16 protein-coding genes are annotated in these 17,130 nt (G+C 59.8%); 11 read left to right on the plus strand and 5 right to left on the minus strand.

Annotated elements, in window-relative coordinates; translation table 11 throughout:
- Positions 1-11 precede the first annotated feature (11 nt).
- Genes H7K56_RS07725 through H7K56_RS07765 form a run of 9 tightly spaced genes read left to right on the plus strand, consistent with a single transcriptional unit; the run spans position 12 to position 8,446 of the window.
- Positions 12-1,307 carry an anaerobic sulfatase maturase gene (locus tag H7K56_RS07725; protein ID WP_150360329.1) on the plus strand — a complete coding sequence of 432 codons (1,296 nt, stop codon included), beginning with the start codon at positions 12-14 and terminating at the stop codon, positions 1,305-1,307.
- Positions 1,304-2,305 carry an AAA family ATPase gene (locus H7K56_RS07730; protein ID WP_059012126.1) on the plus strand — a complete coding sequence of 334 codons (1,002 nt, stop codon included), beginning with the start codon at positions 1,304-1,306 and terminating at the stop codon, positions 2,303-2,305. The genes H7K56_RS07725 and H7K56_RS07730 overlap by 4 nt, the downstream gene beginning before the upstream one ends.
- Positions 2,302-3,231, plus strand: a complete 930-nt coding sequence (locus tag H7K56_RS07735) for a DUF58 domain-containing protein (RefSeq protein WP_182688984.1) — start codon at positions 2,302-2,304, stop codon at positions 3,229-3,231. The genes H7K56_RS07730 and H7K56_RS07735 overlap by 4 nt, the downstream gene beginning before the upstream one ends.
- Entirely contained in the window at positions 3,212-3,649 is a 438-nt protein-coding gene (locus H7K56_RS07740) for a DUF4381 family protein (RefSeq protein ID WP_150058955.1), read from the plus strand. The genes H7K56_RS07735 and H7K56_RS07740 overlap by 20 nt, the downstream gene beginning before the upstream one ends.
- Positions 3,642-4,619, plus strand: a complete 978-nt coding sequence (locus tag H7K56_RS07745) for a VWA domain-containing protein (RefSeq protein ID WP_150360016.1) — start codon at positions 3,642-3,644, stop codon at positions 4,617-4,619. Before H7K56_RS07740 ends, H7K56_RS07745 begins: the two co-directional genes overlap by 8 nt.
- Positions 4,616-6,118 carry a VWA domain-containing protein gene (locus tag H7K56_RS07750; RefSeq protein ID WP_150360017.1) on the plus strand — a complete coding sequence of 501 codons (1,503 nt, stop codon included), beginning with the start codon at positions 4,616-4,618 and terminating at the stop codon, positions 6,116-6,118. The genes H7K56_RS07745 and H7K56_RS07750 overlap by 4 nt, the downstream gene beginning before the upstream one ends.
- Entirely contained in the window at positions 6,115-7,131 is a 1,017-nt protein-coding gene (locus H7K56_RS07755; protein ID WP_182688985.1) for a BatD family protein, read from the plus strand. The genes H7K56_RS07750 and H7K56_RS07755 overlap by 4 nt, the downstream gene beginning before the upstream one ends.
- Entirely contained in the window at positions 7,128-8,150 is a 1,023-nt protein-coding gene (locus H7K56_RS07760) for an HAD family hydrolase (protein WP_150360019.1), read from the plus strand. The genes H7K56_RS07755 and H7K56_RS07760 overlap by 4 nt, the downstream gene beginning before the upstream one ends.
- On the plus strand, positions 8,147-8,446 hold the full coding sequence (locus tag H7K56_RS07765; protein ID WP_150360020.1) for a YicS family protein: 300 nt from the start codon (positions 8,147-8,149) through the stop codon (positions 8,444-8,446). Before H7K56_RS07760 ends, H7K56_RS07765 begins: the two co-directional genes overlap by 4 nt.
- An 83-nt stretch (positions 8,447-8,529) precedes the next feature.
- On the opposite strand, the gene fetB is transcribed toward H7K56_RS07765, so the two are convergent.
- A complete protein-coding gene (gene fetB / locus H7K56_RS07770) occupies positions 8,530-9,291 on the minus strand; it encodes an iron efflux ABC transporter permease subunit FetB (protein ID WP_058775936.1) in 762 nt (253 codons plus the stop codon).
- Positions 9,278-9,946, minus strand: coding sequence for an iron efflux ABC transporter ATP-binding subunit FetA (gene fetA / locus H7K56_RS07775; protein ID WP_150360021.1), 669 nt, complete (start codon positions 9,944-9,946; stop codon positions 9,278-9,280). The genes fetB and fetA overlap by 14 nt, the downstream gene beginning before the upstream one ends.
- A gap of 160 nt (positions 9,947-10,106) precedes the next feature.
- Between fetA and H7K56_RS07780 the strand changes: the two genes are divergently transcribed.
- Positions 10,107-11,006: a nickel/cobalt transporter gene (locus H7K56_RS07780; RefSeq protein ID WP_031279999.1), complete on the plus strand. Its 900-nt coding sequence runs from the start codon at positions 10,107-10,109 to the stop codon at positions 11,004-11,006.
- A gap of 134 nt (positions 11,007-11,140) precedes the next feature.
- On the opposite strand, the gene fhuE is transcribed toward H7K56_RS07780, so the two are convergent.
- Entirely contained in the window at positions 11,141-13,339 is a 2,199-nt protein-coding gene (gene fhuE / locus H7K56_RS07785) for a ferric-rhodotorulic acid/ferric-coprogen receptor FhuE (RefSeq protein ID WP_150360022.1), read from the minus strand.
- A 694-nt stretch (positions 13,340-14,033) separates the two neighbouring features.
- Between fhuE and H7K56_RS07790 the strand changes: the two genes are divergently transcribed.
- Entirely contained in the window at positions 14,034-14,435 is a 402-nt protein-coding gene (locus tag H7K56_RS07790; RefSeq protein ID WP_021509031.1) for an H-NS family histone-like protein, read from the plus strand.
- Positions 14,436-14,591: 156 nt separating this feature from the next.
- On the opposite strand, the gene H7K56_RS07795 is transcribed toward H7K56_RS07790, so the two are convergent.
- Both H7K56_RS07795 and H7K56_RS07800 read right to left on the minus strand, forming a co-directional pair.
- Positions 14,592-15,791 (minus strand): aminotransferase class I/II-fold pyridoxal phosphate-dependent enzyme, encoded by a 1,200-nt coding sequence (locus H7K56_RS07795; protein WP_150360023.1) that lies wholly within the window; start codon positions 15,789-15,791, stop codon positions 14,592-14,594.
- 16 nt (positions 15,792-15,807) lie between these two features.
- Entirely contained in the window at positions 15,808-17,106 is a 1,299-nt protein-coding gene (locus tag H7K56_RS07800; RefSeq protein ID WP_150360024.1) for an LLM class flavin-dependent oxidoreductase, read from the minus strand.
- Between the last annotated feature and the right edge of the window lie 24 nt (positions 17,107-17,130).

The following is a 17,130-nucleotide window of genomic DNA, read 5'->3' on the forward strand; positions in this document are numbered from 1 at the left end:
CGGAGGCATTGATGAAATACAGCACCACACTGCCGGTTCGCCCGTTGCCCTCGGCGGAAAAATACAACGGCATCGGCCCGGCGTACAAACGCCGCTTTCACGTAATGGCCAAACCCACCGGCTCGCGCTGCAATATCGACTGCAACTACTGTTTTTACCTGCATAAAGAGCAGCTGCTGCAGCAGGATCATCACAGCGGCATGTCCGATGAAGTGCTGGAGAACTATATTCGCCAGTACATTGATAGTCAGGATGGCGATCGGGTGGTGTTCTCGTGGCAAGGCGGTGAACCGACGCTGATGGGGTTGCCGTGGTTTGAAAAGGTGGTGGCGCTGCAGCAAAAGTATCAGAAGCCAGGACAACGCATCGAGAATGATCTGCAAACCAATGGCATCCTGCTGAACGATAGCTGGGCGCGCTTTCTGAAGCAGCATCACTTTCTGGTCGGGCTGTCGATTGATGGCCCGCGCGAGTTGCACGATCGCTATCGCGTAACACGCAGCGGTAAACCGACTTTCGACAAAGTGATGGCGGGTGTGGCGGCGCTGCAACGCCACGGCGTACCGTTCAACGCGCTGGTCACGGTCAACCGGACCAATGCACGCTTTCCGCTGCAGGTGTACCGCTTTCTCACGCGCGAACTGGGCGCGACCTATCTGCAATTCAATCCCTGCGTCGAGCCGGTCGATTTTACCCAAACCGCGCCGCAGTTCTGGCGCGATGACAGCATCCCGGTGAGCGGTTCCCGCCGCGCGCGGCCAGGCGATCTCGACTCGGTGGTGACCGACTGGTCGGTTGATCCCGATGACTGGGGATGCTTTCTCATCGCCGTGTTTGAAGAGTGGGTCAACAATGATTTAGGCCGCGTACAGGTTAACCTGTTTGAAACGGCAGTGGCGCAAACCCTGGGCCTGCCGGGCCAGATCTGCGTGACCTCAGAGTTCTGCGGCAAGGGCCTCGCCATTGAAAAAAACGGTGATATCTATGCCTGCGATCACTACGTCTATCCGGAGTATCAGCTGGGCAATATTGCCAACACTAAACTGGCGCACCTGGCGTTTTCCGAACGGCAAAAAGCGTTTGGCCTCGGGAAACGCGACTCCCTGCCCGCCGTCTGCAAACGCTGTCCTTACCTCAAATTATGCTGGGGCGAATGCCCGAAAAACCGCATCGTGCGCAGCGCAGAGGGTGAACCCGGCCTTAACTATCTCTGTCCCGGCATCAAAGCGTTTTTTTCCTATGCTCAGCCGATCCTGGTAGGTATCGCCACGCTGCTTGAGCGGGAAAAACAGGGAGTGACGCAATGACCCTGCGGCAACGGTTTCTCGACCTGGAAGCGAGCATGAACCAGCAGGTGCTGGGTCAGCCAGAGCTGGTGCGCATGCTGATTATCGCGCTGCTGTGCGACGGCCACGTTCTGCTGGAAGGACTGCCCGGACTGGCCAAAACCCGTGCCGTGCGTGAGCTGGCGCGCCACATTGAAGGCGACTTCAGCCGTATTCAGTTCACACCGGATCTGCTGCCCTCGGATATCACCGGCAGCGAAATTTATCAGCAACACGCCACGCGTGAAGAGGAGCAGTTTCGTTTCCGGCCAGGCCCGGTGTTCGGCAACCTGATTCTGGCCGATGAGATCAACCGCGCCTCGGCCCGCGTGCAGTCGGCGTTGCTGGAAGCCATGGAGGAGCGTCATGTCACGGTGGCGGGCAACAGCTGGCCGCTGCCCGGCGTATTTATGGTGCTGGCGACGCAAAACCCGGTTGATCAGGAAGGCACCTGGCCTCTGCCGGAAGCGCAGCTGGATCGCTTCCTGATGAAAGTGCTGGTGCACTATCCCTCGAAAGAGAATGAACAGCGCGTGATGCAGCTGGTGCGCGCCGAACAGCAGGCAAAATATCGCGAACAGGACACCTCTGCCGTCAGCGCCGCTGCGCCGCCGCCGGTGAAAATCAGCCAGGCGGATATGGGTTGCTGCTGGCAGGCCATCTCCGACATTTACGTCGCGCCCACGGTGGAAGATTACATCGTCTCGCTGGTGGAAATGACGCGCCAGCCGCAGCAGGTCAGCGACACCTTTGCCAGTTATGTGGCGCTGGGTATCAGCCCGCGCGGCACGCTGGCACTGGACCGCGCCGGGCGCGCGCAGGCGTGGCTCGAAGGGCGTGATGCGGTGTTGCCGGACGATATTCAGCGCATTGCCCCGGCCGTGCTGCGGCATCGTCTGCTGCTGAGTTATCAGGCCAGCGCCGACCAGGTGACCGCCGATGACGTGGTGCGCATGCTGCTGGATGCGGTGGTCGCATGACGGATACCGCACTGGCCGTCACCCTGCCCGGCCTGCTGGCGCTGGCGGGTGCAGCGCAGCAGCTGCGCAATCCGCCGGCTCAGCTGCCACCCGGCGCGATGGCCGGCGAGCGCGTGTCGCGTCAGCAGGGACGCGGACTCAATTTTGACAGCCTGCGCCGCTATCAGCCGGGCGATGATGTGCGGCTGATCGACTGGCAGGCCACCGCGCGTCTGCGCACACCCTGGGTGCGCTTGTATAACGAAGAGCGCGAGCGGCCGGTATTTCTGCTGGTCGATCAGCGCCTGGATATGTATTTCGCCACACGCGGGCACACCAAATCGGTCGCCGCCGCCCATCTGGCAGCGCTGCTGGCGTGGCGTAGCTGGCACGATGGCGATCGTCTCGGGGCCGCCGTGTTCAGCGATGATTCCCTGAGATTGCAGCGCTGCCGCTCGCCGAAACTCGCCCTGGCGCCGTGCCTGAACGACCTGCATCAAATGAATAATCAGCTGCCGGCGCGCTATCCGCAGGAGCCCGCCAGCAGTCTGCCACTCCATCAGGTGCTGCAACGTATCCGGGCGCAGGTGCCTGCCGGAAGCTGGCTGGCACTGATCAGCGATTTCCACGATCTTGACGCTCAGAGTGACGCGCTGCTGGCGGCGCTGGCGCGCCGGTGTGATATCACCGCCTTTGTGCTGCTCGACGATCTGCATCTGCGGCTTCCGCATCAGGGCTATCTCGCCGCGCATTACCAGCATCAGCACGTTACGCTGCCGCTTTCACCCACGTTGCGTCAGCAGATTAGCGAGCGGGTCACCGCCCGGCTGGCACAGCAGCAGACGCGACTGCTGCGGCTCGGCATCCGCGTGCAGCACATTGTGGTGAGTGAACCGTTATTGCGTCAGCTGACGCAGGGAGACGAGCATGCTGGAAAAAGGCTTTAGCGTTCCGCCACTGCTGCAGCCTGACCTGCCGCCCGCGATATCCTGGCTGCCGCTGCCTGCGGGCTGGTGGTGGCTGGCAGGCGCGTTAGCGGCCCTGCTTGTGCTGCTGGCGCTGTGGCGCACAGCGCGCTGGCGGCGCAATCGCTGGCGGCGTGAAGCGCGTCAGGTTTTACGTCACGACAACAGCATTGATAGCTGGCTGCGGCTGATTAAGCGGGTGCGGCTGGTGCACCAGCCGCGTGCTCAGGTCAGTGAACTGAGCCTCAGCCAGTTACTGCAGGAGCTACCGCTGGATGCCGCGACCTATCAGCGGCTGCTTGACGGTTACTGCCAGCCGGACAATAGCCTGTCGCCTGATGAAATGCAGCGCCTGCGCAGCCAGCTGCGGCGCTGGCTGGAGGCACTGCCCGATGTCTGAACTGCTTACCCGCTTCGATTTTGCCTGGCCGTGGGTCTGGCTCCTGCTGCCGCTGCCGCTGCTGACGCGCTTTCTGCTACCACCACGCCAGCCGGTCAGCGAAGAGGTGCGCGTGCCGTTCCTGCCGAAACTGGTGAGGGAGTTGCGTCTGGAGAATGCCCCACCGGCCAGCCGCTGGCCTCAAACGCTGCTGTTCTGGCTGGTGTGGCTGCTGTTACTGGCCGCGCTGGCGCGCCCTGAGCTGCTGTTGCCACCGCAGCTACAGCATAAGCCGATGCGCAATGTGGTGCTGGTGCTGGATGTTTCCGGTTCGATGGCGAAAAACGACGCCGGCGCGGGCACCACTCGCCTGCAGGCGGTGCAGCGCTCGGTGCACAATTTTGTGCTGCAGCGAACCCGCGATCGCATCGGGCTGGTGATTTTTGCCAGTCAGGCGTGGCCATTTGCGCCGATCAGCGCCGATAAGCAGGCACTGCTGGCGCGCATCAACCAGCTGGCACCCGGCATGGTGGGCCAGCAAACCGCCATCGGCGATGCGCTGGGGGTGGCGGTCAAACTGCTGGACAGCAGCCTGGAACAGGACGCCAGCCGCATGGTGATTTTACTTACCGACGGCAACGATACCGCTTCACAGCTGCCGCCCGCCCTCGCTGCGCAGCTGGCAGCAGAGCATCAGGTGCAGGTTGATACCATCGCCTTTGGCGATATTAACGCCAGCGGCGAGGACAAAGTCGATAGCGCGCTGATGCAGGATATTGCCCGCATCACCAGCGGTAGCGCGTTTCAGGCGGCTACCTCAGGCAGCGCACTACAACGTGTCTGGCAAACCATTGACGCCCAAACGCCCGCGCAGGTGGCGACGCTCGGTCTGTCGTTTACGCGCCCGCTGTTTGCCTGGCCGCTCGGCGCGGCGCTGACGCTGTTAACCGCGACGTTGTTGCTGGCGCGCCTGCGGGAGCGTGCAGCATGAATGGCTTTCATTTTATGCACCCGTGGTGGCTGTCCGGGCTGCTGGTTTGTCTGGCACTGGCGTGGCTATTGCGCGCGCCGCGCAGCGCCTGGCAGCGCATTATGACAGCGCCGTTTCACGCCCTGATTACCGGTAAGCGACTGCAGCGGCTGTCACCCGTACCGTGGCTGCTGGCGCTCGGCGTGCTGGCGCTGGCAGGGCCGTCATGGCAGAAGGCGTTACCGGGCGGCGTTACGCCGCAAAGTAACGTGATGGTGATTCTGCAACAGGATCTCAGCATGCTGGCGCAGGATCTCCCGCCCGACCGGCATCAGCGCATGCAGCATAAGATCGCTCAGCTGATGCAGCAGATGCCGGGTAGCCACTTTGGCCTTGTGGTGTATCGCGGCGGTGCCTGGCTGACCACGCCGCTGACCAGCGATCCGGCCTTTTACTCGCTGTTCTTGCAGGCGCAGCAGCCAACGTTACTGCCGGACGGTCAGGGCAATGGCCTGGCGGCCGCTCTCAGGCTGGCCGATGATAATCTGCCGGACACGCCGCGCAGCATTGTGCTGGTGGCCGATACGTTGCGCCAGGAGGATGCCCGGTTGCTCGGCCAGACCTCGCTGCCGCTGCAGCTGTGGGTGCCCGGCACTGCGCCAGGCGGCCCCTTGCCGCCCGCTTGCGCCAGTCAGGCTATTGATACCCGCCTCAACGTGGCGCGCTTCCAGCAGCTACGCGCCAACGGCGTGGCGGTTACGCTCGCCACCCCCGATGACAGCGATCTGCCTGCCATCAGACGCCATATTCAGCAAAGCCTCAGCGCCCAGCAAAACAGTCGCGCGGATCTGCCGTGGCACAACAGCGGCTACTGGCTGATTGCGCCGATGTTGTTGCTGCTGCTGTGGTGGCGTCGTCAGATACTGATCGTGCTGATTGTGTTGCCGCTCGGTGGGATAACGCCGCCGGCGGCCGCCGCGCTGCTGGATGCGTTTATCCCGCCCGACCTGCAAGGGCAACATGCCTTTCAACGGCAGGATTACGCGCGCGCGGCGCAGCACTATGTCGATCCGCTGCGCCGCGGCATTGCGCTCTACTATGCCGGTGATTTTTCCGCCGCCAGCGGCGCTTTTCGTCAGGCACCCGTGACGCCTGAATCGCTGTTGTGGCTGGGCAACAGCCTGGCGCAGCAGAAACAGTGGCAGCAGGCGCTGCAGCATTACGATCAGGCGCTGAGCCTGCGTCCCGACTGGCGAATGGCACAGCAAAATCGCGCCAGCATCGCGCGCATTGTGATGCAGCTTCGTCAGCAGGAGCGCGATCGCCAGGCGGCACAGGGAAAAGAGCAGGATTACGATCCTGACGGCAGCAAAAAAGACCTGCACAAACAGCAGGGCGTCGCGCAGCAGGTCATGCAGCCTGCAGGTCACGCGGCACCGCAGGTCAGTCAGTGGTACGACAATCTCAGCCTGTCGCCCGGTGGCCTGCTGGAAAATCTCTATCGTCAGGAGTCACCATGAGAACGCTGCTGATTTGCCTGTTGCTGCTGACCGGGCCCGCGCGCGCCGCGATGGACATCACGCGCGAGCTGGTTGGCGATGACCGTTTGGTGCCGGGTCAGCCGCTGCGCGTCGCGGTAACCTACTGGACCGATAGCTGGTTTAACCCGCCGCCACAGTGGCCTGACTTCCCGGTCAGCAACGGCACGCTGTTGCCGGCGGCCATTCCCAATCAGCTGGTATCGCGTCAGCGTGACGGTGTCAGCTGGAGCGGCATCCGCATGGAGCGCCAGCTGATGGCCTGGGATCAGGGCAAACTGCAGCTGCCGGCGCTGGACATCACCCTGCAATCCGCGGGCCAGCCGCCGCAGACCGTTACGCTGCCAGCGCTGGAAAAAAATGTGCGCTGGCCGCCGGGTGTGCAGCAGCCGGATCGCTTCCTGCCCGCCGCCACGCTTCATCTGCAGGAAAAAGTGACACTGTATCGTGCCGCGCAGGGCGATGCGCTACACGCAGGCGACGTGGTGGAACGTCAGATTACGCTGCAGGCCAGTGGTGTGGTCTCCGGACAGATTCCACCGGTGCTGATCGATTTGCCCGGTGCCAGTACCCAGCTGCTGACGCCCGAGGTTAGCGTCCTGACCAGCGGACGCGGTGAAATCACTGGCAGCCAGCGACGCGAGCGGCTGCGCTATCTGCCGGACAGCGCCGGCAGCCTGACGCTGCCGCCGGTGCAGCTGCGCTGGTGGGATACCCGACAACAGACATGGCAGCTCGCCACGCTGCCCGCCCATCACTATGACATTCTGCCTGCGCGCACGGCCGGCAGCGAACAGGTGCTGCGTGCCGGGCCTGAACGCCCCTGGTGGCAGTGGCTGCTGCTCGCCGCAACCGTGGTTCTCCTCGTCGCGGTGCTGTGGGCTGGCCGCCGTTTACTGCGTCAGGCGCTGATGTTTGCCGGCCATACGTGGAGCCGCCTGTGGCGTATTCATGCGCTGCCCGATCTCGTTCCACATCACAGGAGTCGCCGATGAAAACTGTTTCTATACTGGCGGGCCTCACGCTGTGCCTCGCTAGCGTCAGTCAGGCTGACGATCTCTCCGCCTGGCGTGAGGGTGCGGCAAAGCGTGCCATTACACAGTGGGTGGATGACACCACCCGCGCCGGCAGCGCTGACTTTATTCCTCTTAACCAGCGCTACGTGGTGTTCGATAATGACGGCACGCTATGGCCGGAAGCACCGCTCACCTTTCAGCTGCAGTTTGCGCTCGATGAAGTGAAACGGCTGGCACCGCAGCATCCGCAGTGGCAGCAGGATGCGCTGGTGCAGGCGGTGCTCAGCAACAACACGGCCGCTATTGCCGCCAGCGGGAAAAAGGGGCTGATGCATTTGCTGACGCTGACCCACAGCGGTATCACCACCGATGAGTTTGCCCAGCGCGTGCAGAACTGGGTGGCGACGCAGCGGGATACGCGTTTTGGCTGCCGCTACGATCGCATGGGCTATCTGCCGATGCGCCAGCTGCTGGATTATCTGCGCGCTCACGGTTTCCGCACCTGGATTATCTCCGGCGGCGGCATCGATTTTATGCGCGTGCTGGCGGAACAGATGTACGGCATTCCACCTGAGCAGGTGGTTGGCTCGTTTTCCCTTGCGGAATTTTCACTCAGCGACAACGGCACGCAGTTGCGGAAAACCATGAATGGTGCATTTTATGATGATGAAGCGGCCAAACCGGTGGCCATCCATCTGTTCATGGGCCATCGCCCGGTAGCAGCGTTCGGCAACAGCGACGGCGATGTGCCGATGCTGCAATACACCTCGGGCAACCCTGCCGCCAGCACCTTCGGCCTGCTGGTGCGTCACACCGATGCACAGCGGGAATACGCCTACGATGCGCATCCGCCGGCCAGCGGCAAACTGGTTAACGGTCTCAGGCTGGCCGCGCACTATGGCTGGACCGTTGTCGATATGAAACAGGACTGGGGTACGGTGTTCGATCCCGCCCAGTGCCCGGCCGCCGTTTCCGTTCATCAAGGAGAAGCAAAATGAAAACATTACTTTTCACTGCCATGATCGCCCTGCTCACCCTGAGTGCCACGTCTGCGCTGGCGGTATCGCCGTATGAGAATCTGGCGCTGGCGCTGCGGCAGCAGACCATGATCAACGATCTGCGCACTCACTGCCGCGTGCCGGTCTCCATCGCCGACGAAAAAATCAAGCAGACCTTTCTGGCGGATAAGAGCAATCACAACGCGCTGCTGCAGGCGGCTGATGCGCTGAAGATGGGCAAGCATCAGCATTATCAGCAGTTGATGTCGCAGATAACCTGCCCGGATTTTAGCTGATCGTCGCTGGCAGGAAATGCCAGACGCCATCATGGTCAGCGCGGAACAGGCCAGCGGCGTGGCGCTGCGGTTTCAGGCGTGATCTACGGTTTGAGCTGCGCCCGCGCGGTGTAAAAACGACGGTAGGACAGATACGCCGCGATGATGGTCGACAGGCTGGCGGTGGCAATCAGCATAAACGTCACCATGATCTGGTACTTGATGGCCTTTACCGGATCGATCCCGGCAAAAATCAACCCGGACATCATGCCTGGCAGACTTACCAGCCCCACCGTTTTCGCGCCGTCAACGGTGGGGATCATCGCGGCACGAATACTGTCACGCATCAGCCCGGCGGATGCGCGTTTGATCGGCGCGCCCAGGCTGAGCATCTCCATGATTTTCTGCTGGTTGTCGCTAAAGCGCTGATTGAGGTTGGTGAAACACAGCCCGACCGCGACCATGGCGTTACCGGCAATCATGCCGGAAATGGGGATCACCTGCATGGGAACAAAGGCAATGGCGCCGCTCAGCAGCAGCACCGTTAGCGTGAGTGCCGTACCGCTGGTAATCGCCACCAGCGCGATGATAAAACCATGATCGATCTGCCGGCTGCGTTTGCGCGCATTCAGCGCTGCATTGACGCAGATAAACAGCACCATCAGTAGCGTCAGCCAGTCATTATTGACATCGAAAATTGACTTCAGCACGTAACCGACGATCACCAGCTGGATAATGGCGCGCGTGACACTCCACAGAATGTCTTTGCTCATCCCCAACTTCTCTTTCTGGCTAATCAGCAGCGCCACCAGCACCAGCATGAGTGAAAGCAGCAGCGAGCTGTCGCTGATATTATGCTGATTCATGCTGTTCTCCCGCTGCGGGTGGGGTCAGCCGCAGAATACGCTTAGCGGCATCAATCTCCTGTACGTCATGGCTGATACGGATCACCGCCAGCCCTTTTTCCGCCACCAGCGCGGCAATCAGCTGGTTAACCCGTTGTTTATTGGGCTCGTCCAGTGCGCTGGTCACTTCGTCCAGCAACAATATCTGTGGCAGAAACTGCAGATTGCGCAGCAAAGCCACCCGCTGCTTTTCACCACCAGAGAGTCCGGCAACGTTTTTGTCCAGCAGGTCGCCGGATAAATGCAGACTGCGCAACGCCGCCTCCAGCTGCTCGCGCGACGGTTGTTGCTGACGCAGCTGCCACGGCAGCGCCAGGTTATCGTAGACCGTGTCACCAAACAGTTGCGGTGTCTGGAAACAGTAGGAGACCTGCTGGCGATAGTGTTCGACTTTCAGCGAGTGAATATCCCGCTGCTGAAACAGGATCTGGCCGCTATCGGGCTCCAGCAGTGAAGCAATAATTTTCAGCAACGTGCTTTTGCCGCTGCCGGACGGGCCGGTGAGCAACAGCGTTTCACCTGCGTACAGCTGCAGTGATACCGGCGCCAGCAAGGTGCGCCCCTGCACGGCCAGCGTGACGTCTTGTACCGCCAGCAAAGGAGAATCAGCAGACATAAAAGGCATCCGTGAGAAATTGTCGGCAGATTATAGTCAGCTGCACAAGGCAGGGGAATGCGTCACGATGCGGAGAGCGGCTGCCGTTTAACCGCCGTGGCTTTACAACGCGGCAGAAATCCGCATGCTGGTGACATTCAGGACCACTTTCTTCATTACTATGACCGCCACCAAAACCGGATTTCTCTGCGCGAGCGTGCTGCTGCTGAGCGCGCTGACGCTGCTGTCGTTGCACTGGAGCGCGTTTCAGGCATGGGCGCTGCAAAGTCAGATTCAGCTGCACCGGCTGCTGGTTACCCATTTACTGCAAATCAATAGCGGCCAGTACAGTGCCGGACTGTGGCTGCTGGCCGTGACCTTCATTTACGGCATTCTGCACGCGGTGGGTCCCGGACACGGTAAATTTATCGTTACCACCTGGCTGACCACCCATCAGCCCCCCCGCGGCGTGGCGCTGAGCGTGCCGCTGCTGGGCAGCCTGGTGCAGGGCCTGAGCGCGATTGCCTTTGTCTTTATCCTCGCGGTTGGTTTTAACCTGACCACAGGCGATCTCAGCCTGAGCCGCTGGTATCTGGAGAAAGCCAGCGCTGTGTTCATTGCCGGGCTGGGCGTGATGCTGCTGCTGCAAGCCTGGCGCAGGCCGCCAGCGGAGCATCATCATGATCATTGCGGCCACGCGCATGGCGTCGCGGCTGGGCACGGCAGCGACTGGAAAAGCTGGGCGGGTATTATTATTGCCACCGGCGTGCGGCCGTGCAGCGGTGCGCTGACGGTGCTGCTGTTCGCCAGCGTCATCGGCATTACGCGCTGGGGCATGCTGGCGGTGATGAGTATGGCGCTCGGTACCGGCATGGCGCTGGTGGCGCTGGCACTGTTTGTGCAGCATTACCGTCAGCGCGCCGGACAGCTGTGGCTGGCAGAACGCTCGCCGCAGGCGGCATCGCTGCTGAGAGCGGTACGGATCGCCGGTGGGATATTGCTGGTGATGTTTGCGCTGGTGCTGTTTTTTACCGTGGTGCCGGTGAGTGCCAACGGGGATTATATTGCGGCGGGATGCTGAGGTGCATGGTTTGGGGAAGGTGCGGTTTTCCCCTCACCCTAACCCTCTCCCGCACGCGGGAGAGGGGACGTCAGGTGCGGCCTGTTCCCCGGGAGAGGGAACGTTAAGTGCCGCTTTGGGCACGGGCTTAATGATCAGAAACGGTATTTCGCGGACAGCATAAAATTACGCGGTTCGCCGTAGACGATGCCGGTGCTGTCGACGTTCTCGTCGTACTCTTTGTCGAACAGGTTATTCAGATTGGCCTGCAGGCTGAGGTTTTTAGTCACGTCGTAGCGCGCGAACAGATCCACCAGCGCATAGCTGCCCTGACGGGTGCGCCAGGTGCCATTGCCATCCGGGCCACTGATATCCGCGTAAGTTCCCGCCTGCCAGTTCACCCCGCCGCCCAGCGTCAGCTGGTCCAGCATCGGCAGGCGATAGCTGGTGAACAGGTTGAACGACGTGCGTGGCAGCTGTGAATTATAGCGATCGCCGTTGGCGTCTTCCGCCACATACGAAGTCCCGCCAAAGGTCATCTGCCAGTTATCGGTCAGCGCCCCATTCACCTCAAACTCGACGCCACGACTTACCACACCCTTCTTCGCCACGTAAATGGTATTACCGGTCTGCGCATTGGTCTGTCCGGTGCTCTGACCCACGTTATCCAGTTCGGTGCGGAAGATCGATACCGAGGTGGTCAGACGGCTGTTGAACCAGTCAGATTTCACGCCAGCTTCGTAGTTTTTGCCAATCACCGGCGAGAGATAAGCGCCTGACGCATCCTGATAATCCTGCGGCTGGAACACCGAAGTGTAGCTGGCGTAGGCAGACCAGTTATCGTAGAAGTCCCAAATCACCCCACCGTACGGCGTGATGTTGTTTTTCTCCATCTCTGCCGTCAGCGTCTGGCGGTTCCAGTTGGTGTAGCGCGCCCCGACAATCAGGTGCAGCGGATCGGCCAGATTGATGCGCGTCGCGAGATACGCTGACTTCTGCCGCACCAGTTGGGTGTCGGCCGCGGGTTCACGCGGATTCCAGTCGGTTTCCGGGAAATCGCCGTTAAACTGGTTGAAGTTGCCCAGCTCGGCTGACGAAATGTTGGCCCAGGCGCTGTAATATTTGTTGTCCTGACGGCTGTAGTTCACCCCGACCATCAGCTCATGCTGGCGGCCCAGCAGTTCATAAGGACCGCTGGCGAAGGCATCGACCGCATCCACCTTACGTTTGCCGGTGTTGTAGCCGGTTCCGCCCACCACCGGATAGCCGGCATAACCAGAGACGCCTGCGCCAGTGGTTTTGTCGAAGTAACCGTCGAGATACAGCTGCTTACTGTCGAGGAACATCTCGTTATGCGTGCCGTTAAGGGTGATGTTCCAGCCGTTATCGAAATTCTGCTGCAGGTTAACAAAGACCTTTTTATTTTCTTTGTTGTTGTAAGCCCATTCAGGTGCGGTGTTATAGCCGCGACGCGAGTGGATCTGCGTGCCGTCGGTGTACCAGCGCGGCGCACCGCCCCACATCGGTGAATCGGTATTCACCTGGCTGAACTCATAACCGACAGACAGTCTGGTGGCGTCCGTGAGATCCGCGTCGATCACACCGTAGATAAATTTCTTATCCGCGCCGTAGCGTTCAATAAAACTGTTTTTGTCTTCATAGCCGGCCACCAGGCGACCGCGCACGTTGCCTTCCGGTGACAGCGGTGCTGAGAGATCGGCGACGTAACGCTGCTTATTCCAGCTGCCATAGCCCGCTTCAAGGCTACCGGTAAACTCTTTACTGTCGGCATGTTTACGCACCATGTTGATGGCGGCGGAAGGATTGCCCGGTCCGGTCAGCAGGCCCGTTGCACCGCGCACCACTTCGACGCGTTCATACAGCGCGGTATCGGTCTGCGCATCACCCAGATTCCAGCGCTGGGCAAACGCGGTTGGAATCCCGTCGGTCATGTAATTATCAATCAGGAAACCGCGTGAATAGTAATTGATGCGGTCCATATCGGCGGCTACACCGTGGATGCCGGTGGTGTTGCTCAGTACGTCGTTCAGCGACTGCAGCTGTTGATCCTGCATGCGCTGCTTGCTGACGATGGTGACCGACTGGGGAATATCACGTGCGGTCAGCGCCATTTTGGTGCCGGCCCGCGTCACCGGTACGCTGTAATCCGCTGCGGCCTGCGCCTGCTGCGCTTCTGCGCTGGCGCTGGCATCAACGGTCAGGGTGGCCTCACTGTTTTGCGTATCGGCCGCCTGCGCGACACCCGAGGCAACCAGCACTGCCAGCAGTGACAGGCGCAGCGCGCGCTGCGGCGCAAGACCTGCGTTCCGGACGCGCATCTCTTTGCAAGACATAATATTCCTCAATCGGCTTATCGTTATTTTGTGGTGAGCATGTGGTTAAGAAAGCAAATGAGAAATATACGCATTAAGATTAACATTGCAAGAAATTGTTACTGCCTTTCTGACGCCTTTACACTGAGAAAAAATCTTATGCTTCAGGGAGTAACGGCCCTGAGGCTGCTTTACAGGAAACTATCACGCCTGAAATCATCCTTAATCTCAGTCAACCGGTGCCTGAACGGTTGTGCCTGCATCCTGATCTGGCATCTGAACACCACGCATGTACCAGCTTCGTACCCGGTCACCGCCATTGATTTATAATTACGCTGCCGATAGGAAAGGTGTTTTATAAAGTTTCCTTTTCTGCGCTAAGGCTGACCAGTTACGCTTTTAATCCCTGCAGCAATCGCTGCGTTGTTAACATGGTGCCATTTATTAAGCTGTAAATCGCCGTGACGTATATTGTGTGAGATGCTGCGATGTTAAATGAACGGCTTAACGTAGGTGACTGGTAATATTAAATCAGCCGCTAACATGTTTATGCGTAATCAATGAAGAGACAAAAATCTTTACGCCCAATCAAAAACTGTACAGGTCGGGGCATATTTCCGGACAAATCTGTCGGCGGGTGAATATTTCCATTTGAATAAAATTGCCGTAGAATGCACGCTTTCAAATCAGTGATATCAGTAATAAGGGTTTATACATGAGCGATGCACTCAAGGCATTGAACAATCTTCGTACGCTGCGTGCTGAAGCACGTAATATTGAGGTTGCGGTATTAAACGAAATGCTGGAGAAGTTTGCCGTGGTGGTCGCCGAACGCCGCGAAGAGACGGCGGCAGAGAGTGCTGCACAGCGCGAAAAAGAAGAGAAGCTGGCGTTATATAAAGAGATGCTGCGCAAAGACGGCATTACAATTAATGAACTGGCGCAATTAAATCAGGGTGAAACGAAGAGCAAAGCAAAACGTGCACCGCGTCCGGCGAAGTATAAATTTACCGACGAACAGGGTAATGAGAAATTCTGGACCGGTCAGGGTCGTACTCCCTCGCCGATAAAGTCAGCGATTGACGCTGGCGGTTCGCTGGATGATTTTCTGATTTAATCCAGTCGCAGGAAATCGGGGCGGAACCGGCTAATTGCCGCATCACCGCCCCTGTATCGCGGCACCCTAAATGCTTTCATGCAATCCTTTCATGCATTCCTTTCATACAGTGTGCCGCGAGGTGATCAGGCCATTACGCCTTCCCACACCCGCCCGTCAGATTAACGCTGCACAGGCGCGCGCAATGCGTTTACCCGCCTCCTCAACGCTATCGATATCCGTGGCGATCGATAAACGGAAATACGGCGACAGGCCGTAAGCACTGCCCGCCACGCCGGACACACCGCTCTCCAGCAGATAATTCAGCACATCCTGTTCATCATGCAGTACGGCGCCGTCAGGCCGGGTTTTGCCCAGCAGGCCAGCACAGCGACAAAAGACAAAAAATGCGCCCTGAGGTTGCAGCACTTCAATGCCGGCCACCTGCTGCAACTGCTGCACAATGACATCGCGTCGCGCCTGATACGCGGCGCGCTGCGGGGGCAGAAAATCGAGCCCACCGTTAAAGGCCGCAACCGCCGCCGCCTGGCTGATGGCGCTGGCACCAGAACTGTTCTGCGACTGCACCACCACCATGGCATCAATCAGCGGCTGCGGCCCGGCAGCAAAGCCAATGCGCCAGCCGGTCATGGCATAGGTTTTCGACACGCCTCCCACCAGCAAAACGCGTTCAGCCAGATCCGGCGCCACCTGCAGCAGACTAACGTGCTGACGATCGTCAAACAGGATATGTTCGTACAGCTCATCCAGCATAATCAGCACATTGGGATGATCGCGCAGCACCGTCGCCAGGGCCTGCAACTCCTGGGCGCTGTACACCATGCCAGAGGGATTGCCGGGATTGTTCAGCACCAGCCAGCGGGTTTTCTCTGTGATCGCCTGCGCCAGTTGCGCCGGCTGCAGCTTGTACTGCTGCTCAAGCGGACAAGGCAGCAGCACCGCCTCGCCACCGTTGAAGCGCACACTGTCCGGGAAAGTTGGCCAATATGGCGTGGGCACAATCACCTCGTCGCCGTCGTTTAGCGTCGCGGCAAACGCGTTGAAGATGATCTGTTTTGCGCCGTTGGCGATACAGATTTGACCCAGCGCGTACTGCTGCTGATTCTCGCGCGCCAGTTTGGCCTGCACCGCCTTACGCAGCGCGGTGGTGCCATTGGTCGGCGTGTAACGGGTTTCACCGCCATCCATCGCGGCGCTGGCGGCGGCACGGATGTGCGCGGGCGTATCAAAATCCGGCTCACCGGTGGTGAGGTCAAGAATATCCACGCCCTGCTCTTTTAGCTGGCGCGTCAGCTGACGTGCCGCCGCGTTAGCCGAGAGCGACACAGACTGTACGCGCTTCGATAGGGTGATCATGTTTCGCTCCTGTCTCTCACACCACCGGCAGGCCGAGGTTTTCACGCAGCGTGGCGAACTCGTACTCTTCGCGGAACAGACCGCGACGGCGTAGTTCCGGAATCACCAGCTCCACAAACAAATCCAGCTGCTCGGACATGATCGCCGGCATGATGTTGAAACCATCGGCACCGCCCTCGTTGAGCCACAACTCAAAGTCATCGGCAATATCCTGCGCGGTACCGACGATTACCCGGTGACCACGCGATCCGGCGGCTACCGCGGCCAGTTCGCGCAGCGTCAGATTTTCACGTTTCGCCATGTCGGTCATCAGTTTCACGCGGCTCTGGTTGCCTTCACCCAGCGGCACTTCCGGCACCGGACCGTCGAGCGGATACTGGCTCAGATCCATATTGAAGCGCAGCGAGAGCTGACGCAGACCGTTGTCGATATCAACCAGCGTGTTGAGCTCTTTCCACAGCGCTTTGGCCTCTTCGCGCGTGCGCCCCACAATCGGCATCACGCCAGGCATGATCACCACGTGATCCGGATTGCGTCCGGCGGCAATCACCTGATCTTTCTGCGAACGGTAGAAGCTCTGTGCTTCTTCCAGGCTGGCCGAGGCGGTGAAAATCACCTCGGCGGTCTCTGCCGCCAGCTTCTGCCCATCGCTGGAAGAACCGGCTTCGATAATCACCGGACGCCCCTGCGGTGAGCGGGTAATGTTCAGCGGACCCTGCACCTGGAAGTGCTCGCCGACGTGGTTAATCGGCTGAATTTTGTCATCAATGAAGTACTGACCGGTCTCTTTGTTGGGCTGCACCGCCCCCGCCTGCCAGCCGTTCCACAGCTTATAGGTGACATCGAGGAATTCACGCGCGCGCGCATAGCGCTCCGCATGATTAGGCATATCGCTGCGGCTGAAGTTACGCGCCACATCGGTAGAGAACGACGTCACCACGTTCCAGGCGGCGCGGCCGCGGCTAATGTGGTCCAGCGACGAGAAGCTGCGCGCCATGGTGAACGGGTCGCTAAAGGTAGTCGAGGCGGTCGCCGCCAGGCCAATACGCTTGGTGTTGACCGCCAGCGCCGACAGCAGCGTTAACGGCTCCAGACGCGCCATGGTGGAAGGCAGACGATACATGCTGGTCGCCAGTGCATCACCCACGAAGAACAGATCAAACTTACCGGCTTCGGCTTTTTTCGCGATGGTGATCAGCCAGTCAATATCCGTCGGATCGCCCAGATTTTCCGTCAGCCGCCAGCCGCTCACGTGCTGTCCAACCGGTTGCACAAACAGCCCTAAACGGATGCGGCGTGAAGATGAAGTAGCCATATTTTTTCCTGGTCAATAAAAAGG

It is taken from the genome of Pantoea dispersa (genome assembly GCF_014155765.1).
In the GTDB taxonomy this organism is placed as follows: Bacteria; Pseudomonadota; Gammaproteobacteria; order Enterobacterales; family Enterobacteriaceae; genus Pantoea; species Pantoea dispersa.

Excerpts from the sequence above, each read along its gene's own strand:
- H7K56_RS07755 (WP_182688985.1), top strand. The coding sequence starts at position 6,115 with ATGAGAACGCTGCTGATTTGCCTGTTGCTGCTGACCGGGCCCGCGCGC.
- H7K56_RS07780 (WP_031279999.1), top strand. The coding sequence starts at position 10,107 with ATGACCGCCACCAAAACCGGATTTCTCTGCGCGAGCGTGCTGCTGCTG.
- H7K56_RS07795 (WP_150360023.1), bottom strand. The coding sequence starts at position 15,791 with ATGATCACCCTATCGAAGCGCGTACAGTCTGTGTCGCTCTCGGCTAAC.
- H7K56_RS07725 (WP_150360329.1), top strand. The coding sequence starts at position 12 with ATGAAATACAGCACCACACTGCCGGTTCGCCCGTTGCCCTCGGCGGAA.
- H7K56_RS07765 (WP_150360020.1), top strand. The coding sequence starts at position 8,147 with ATGAAAACATTACTTTTCACTGCCATGATCGCCCTGCTCACCCTGAGT.
- H7K56_RS07735 (WP_182688984.1), top strand. The coding sequence starts at position 2,302 with ATGACGGATACCGCACTGGCCGTCACCCTGCCCGGCCTGCTGGCGCTG.
- H7K56_RS07745 (WP_150360016.1), top strand. The coding sequence starts at position 3,642 with ATGTCTGAACTGCTTACCCGCTTCGATTTTGCCTGGCCGTGGGTCTGG.
- H7K56_RS07800 (WP_150360024.1), bottom strand. The coding sequence starts at position 17,106 with ATGGCTACTTCATCTTCACGCCGCATCCGTTTAGGGCTGTTTGTGCAA.
- fetB (WP_058775936.1), bottom strand. The coding sequence starts at position 9,291 with ATGAATCAGCATAATATCAGCGACAGCTCGCTGCTGCTTTCACTCATG.
- H7K56_RS07750 (WP_150360017.1), top strand. The coding sequence starts at position 4,616 with ATGAATGGCTTTCATTTTATGCACCCGTGGTGGCTGTCCGGGCTGCTG.
- fhuE (WP_150360022.1), bottom strand. The coding sequence starts at position 13,339 with ATGTCTTGCAAAGAGATGCGCGTCCGGAACGCAGGTCTTGCGCCGCAG.
- H7K56_RS07740 (WP_150058955.1), top strand. The coding sequence starts at position 3,212 with ATGCTGGAAAAAGGCTTTAGCGTTCCGCCACTGCTGCAGCCTGACCTG.
- H7K56_RS07730 (WP_059012126.1), top strand. The coding sequence starts at position 1,304 with ATGACCCTGCGGCAACGGTTTCTCGACCTGGAAGCGAGCATGAACCAG.
- H7K56_RS07760 (WP_150360019.1), top strand. The coding sequence starts at position 7,128 with ATGAAAACTGTTTCTATACTGGCGGGCCTCACGCTGTGCCTCGCTAGC.
- H7K56_RS07790 (WP_021509031.1), top strand. The coding sequence starts at position 14,034 with ATGAGCGATGCACTCAAGGCATTGAACAATCTTCGTACGCTGCGTGCT.
- fetA (WP_150360021.1), bottom strand. The coding sequence starts at position 9,946 with ATGTCTGCTGATTCTCCTTTGCTGGCGGTACAAGACGTCACGCTGGCC.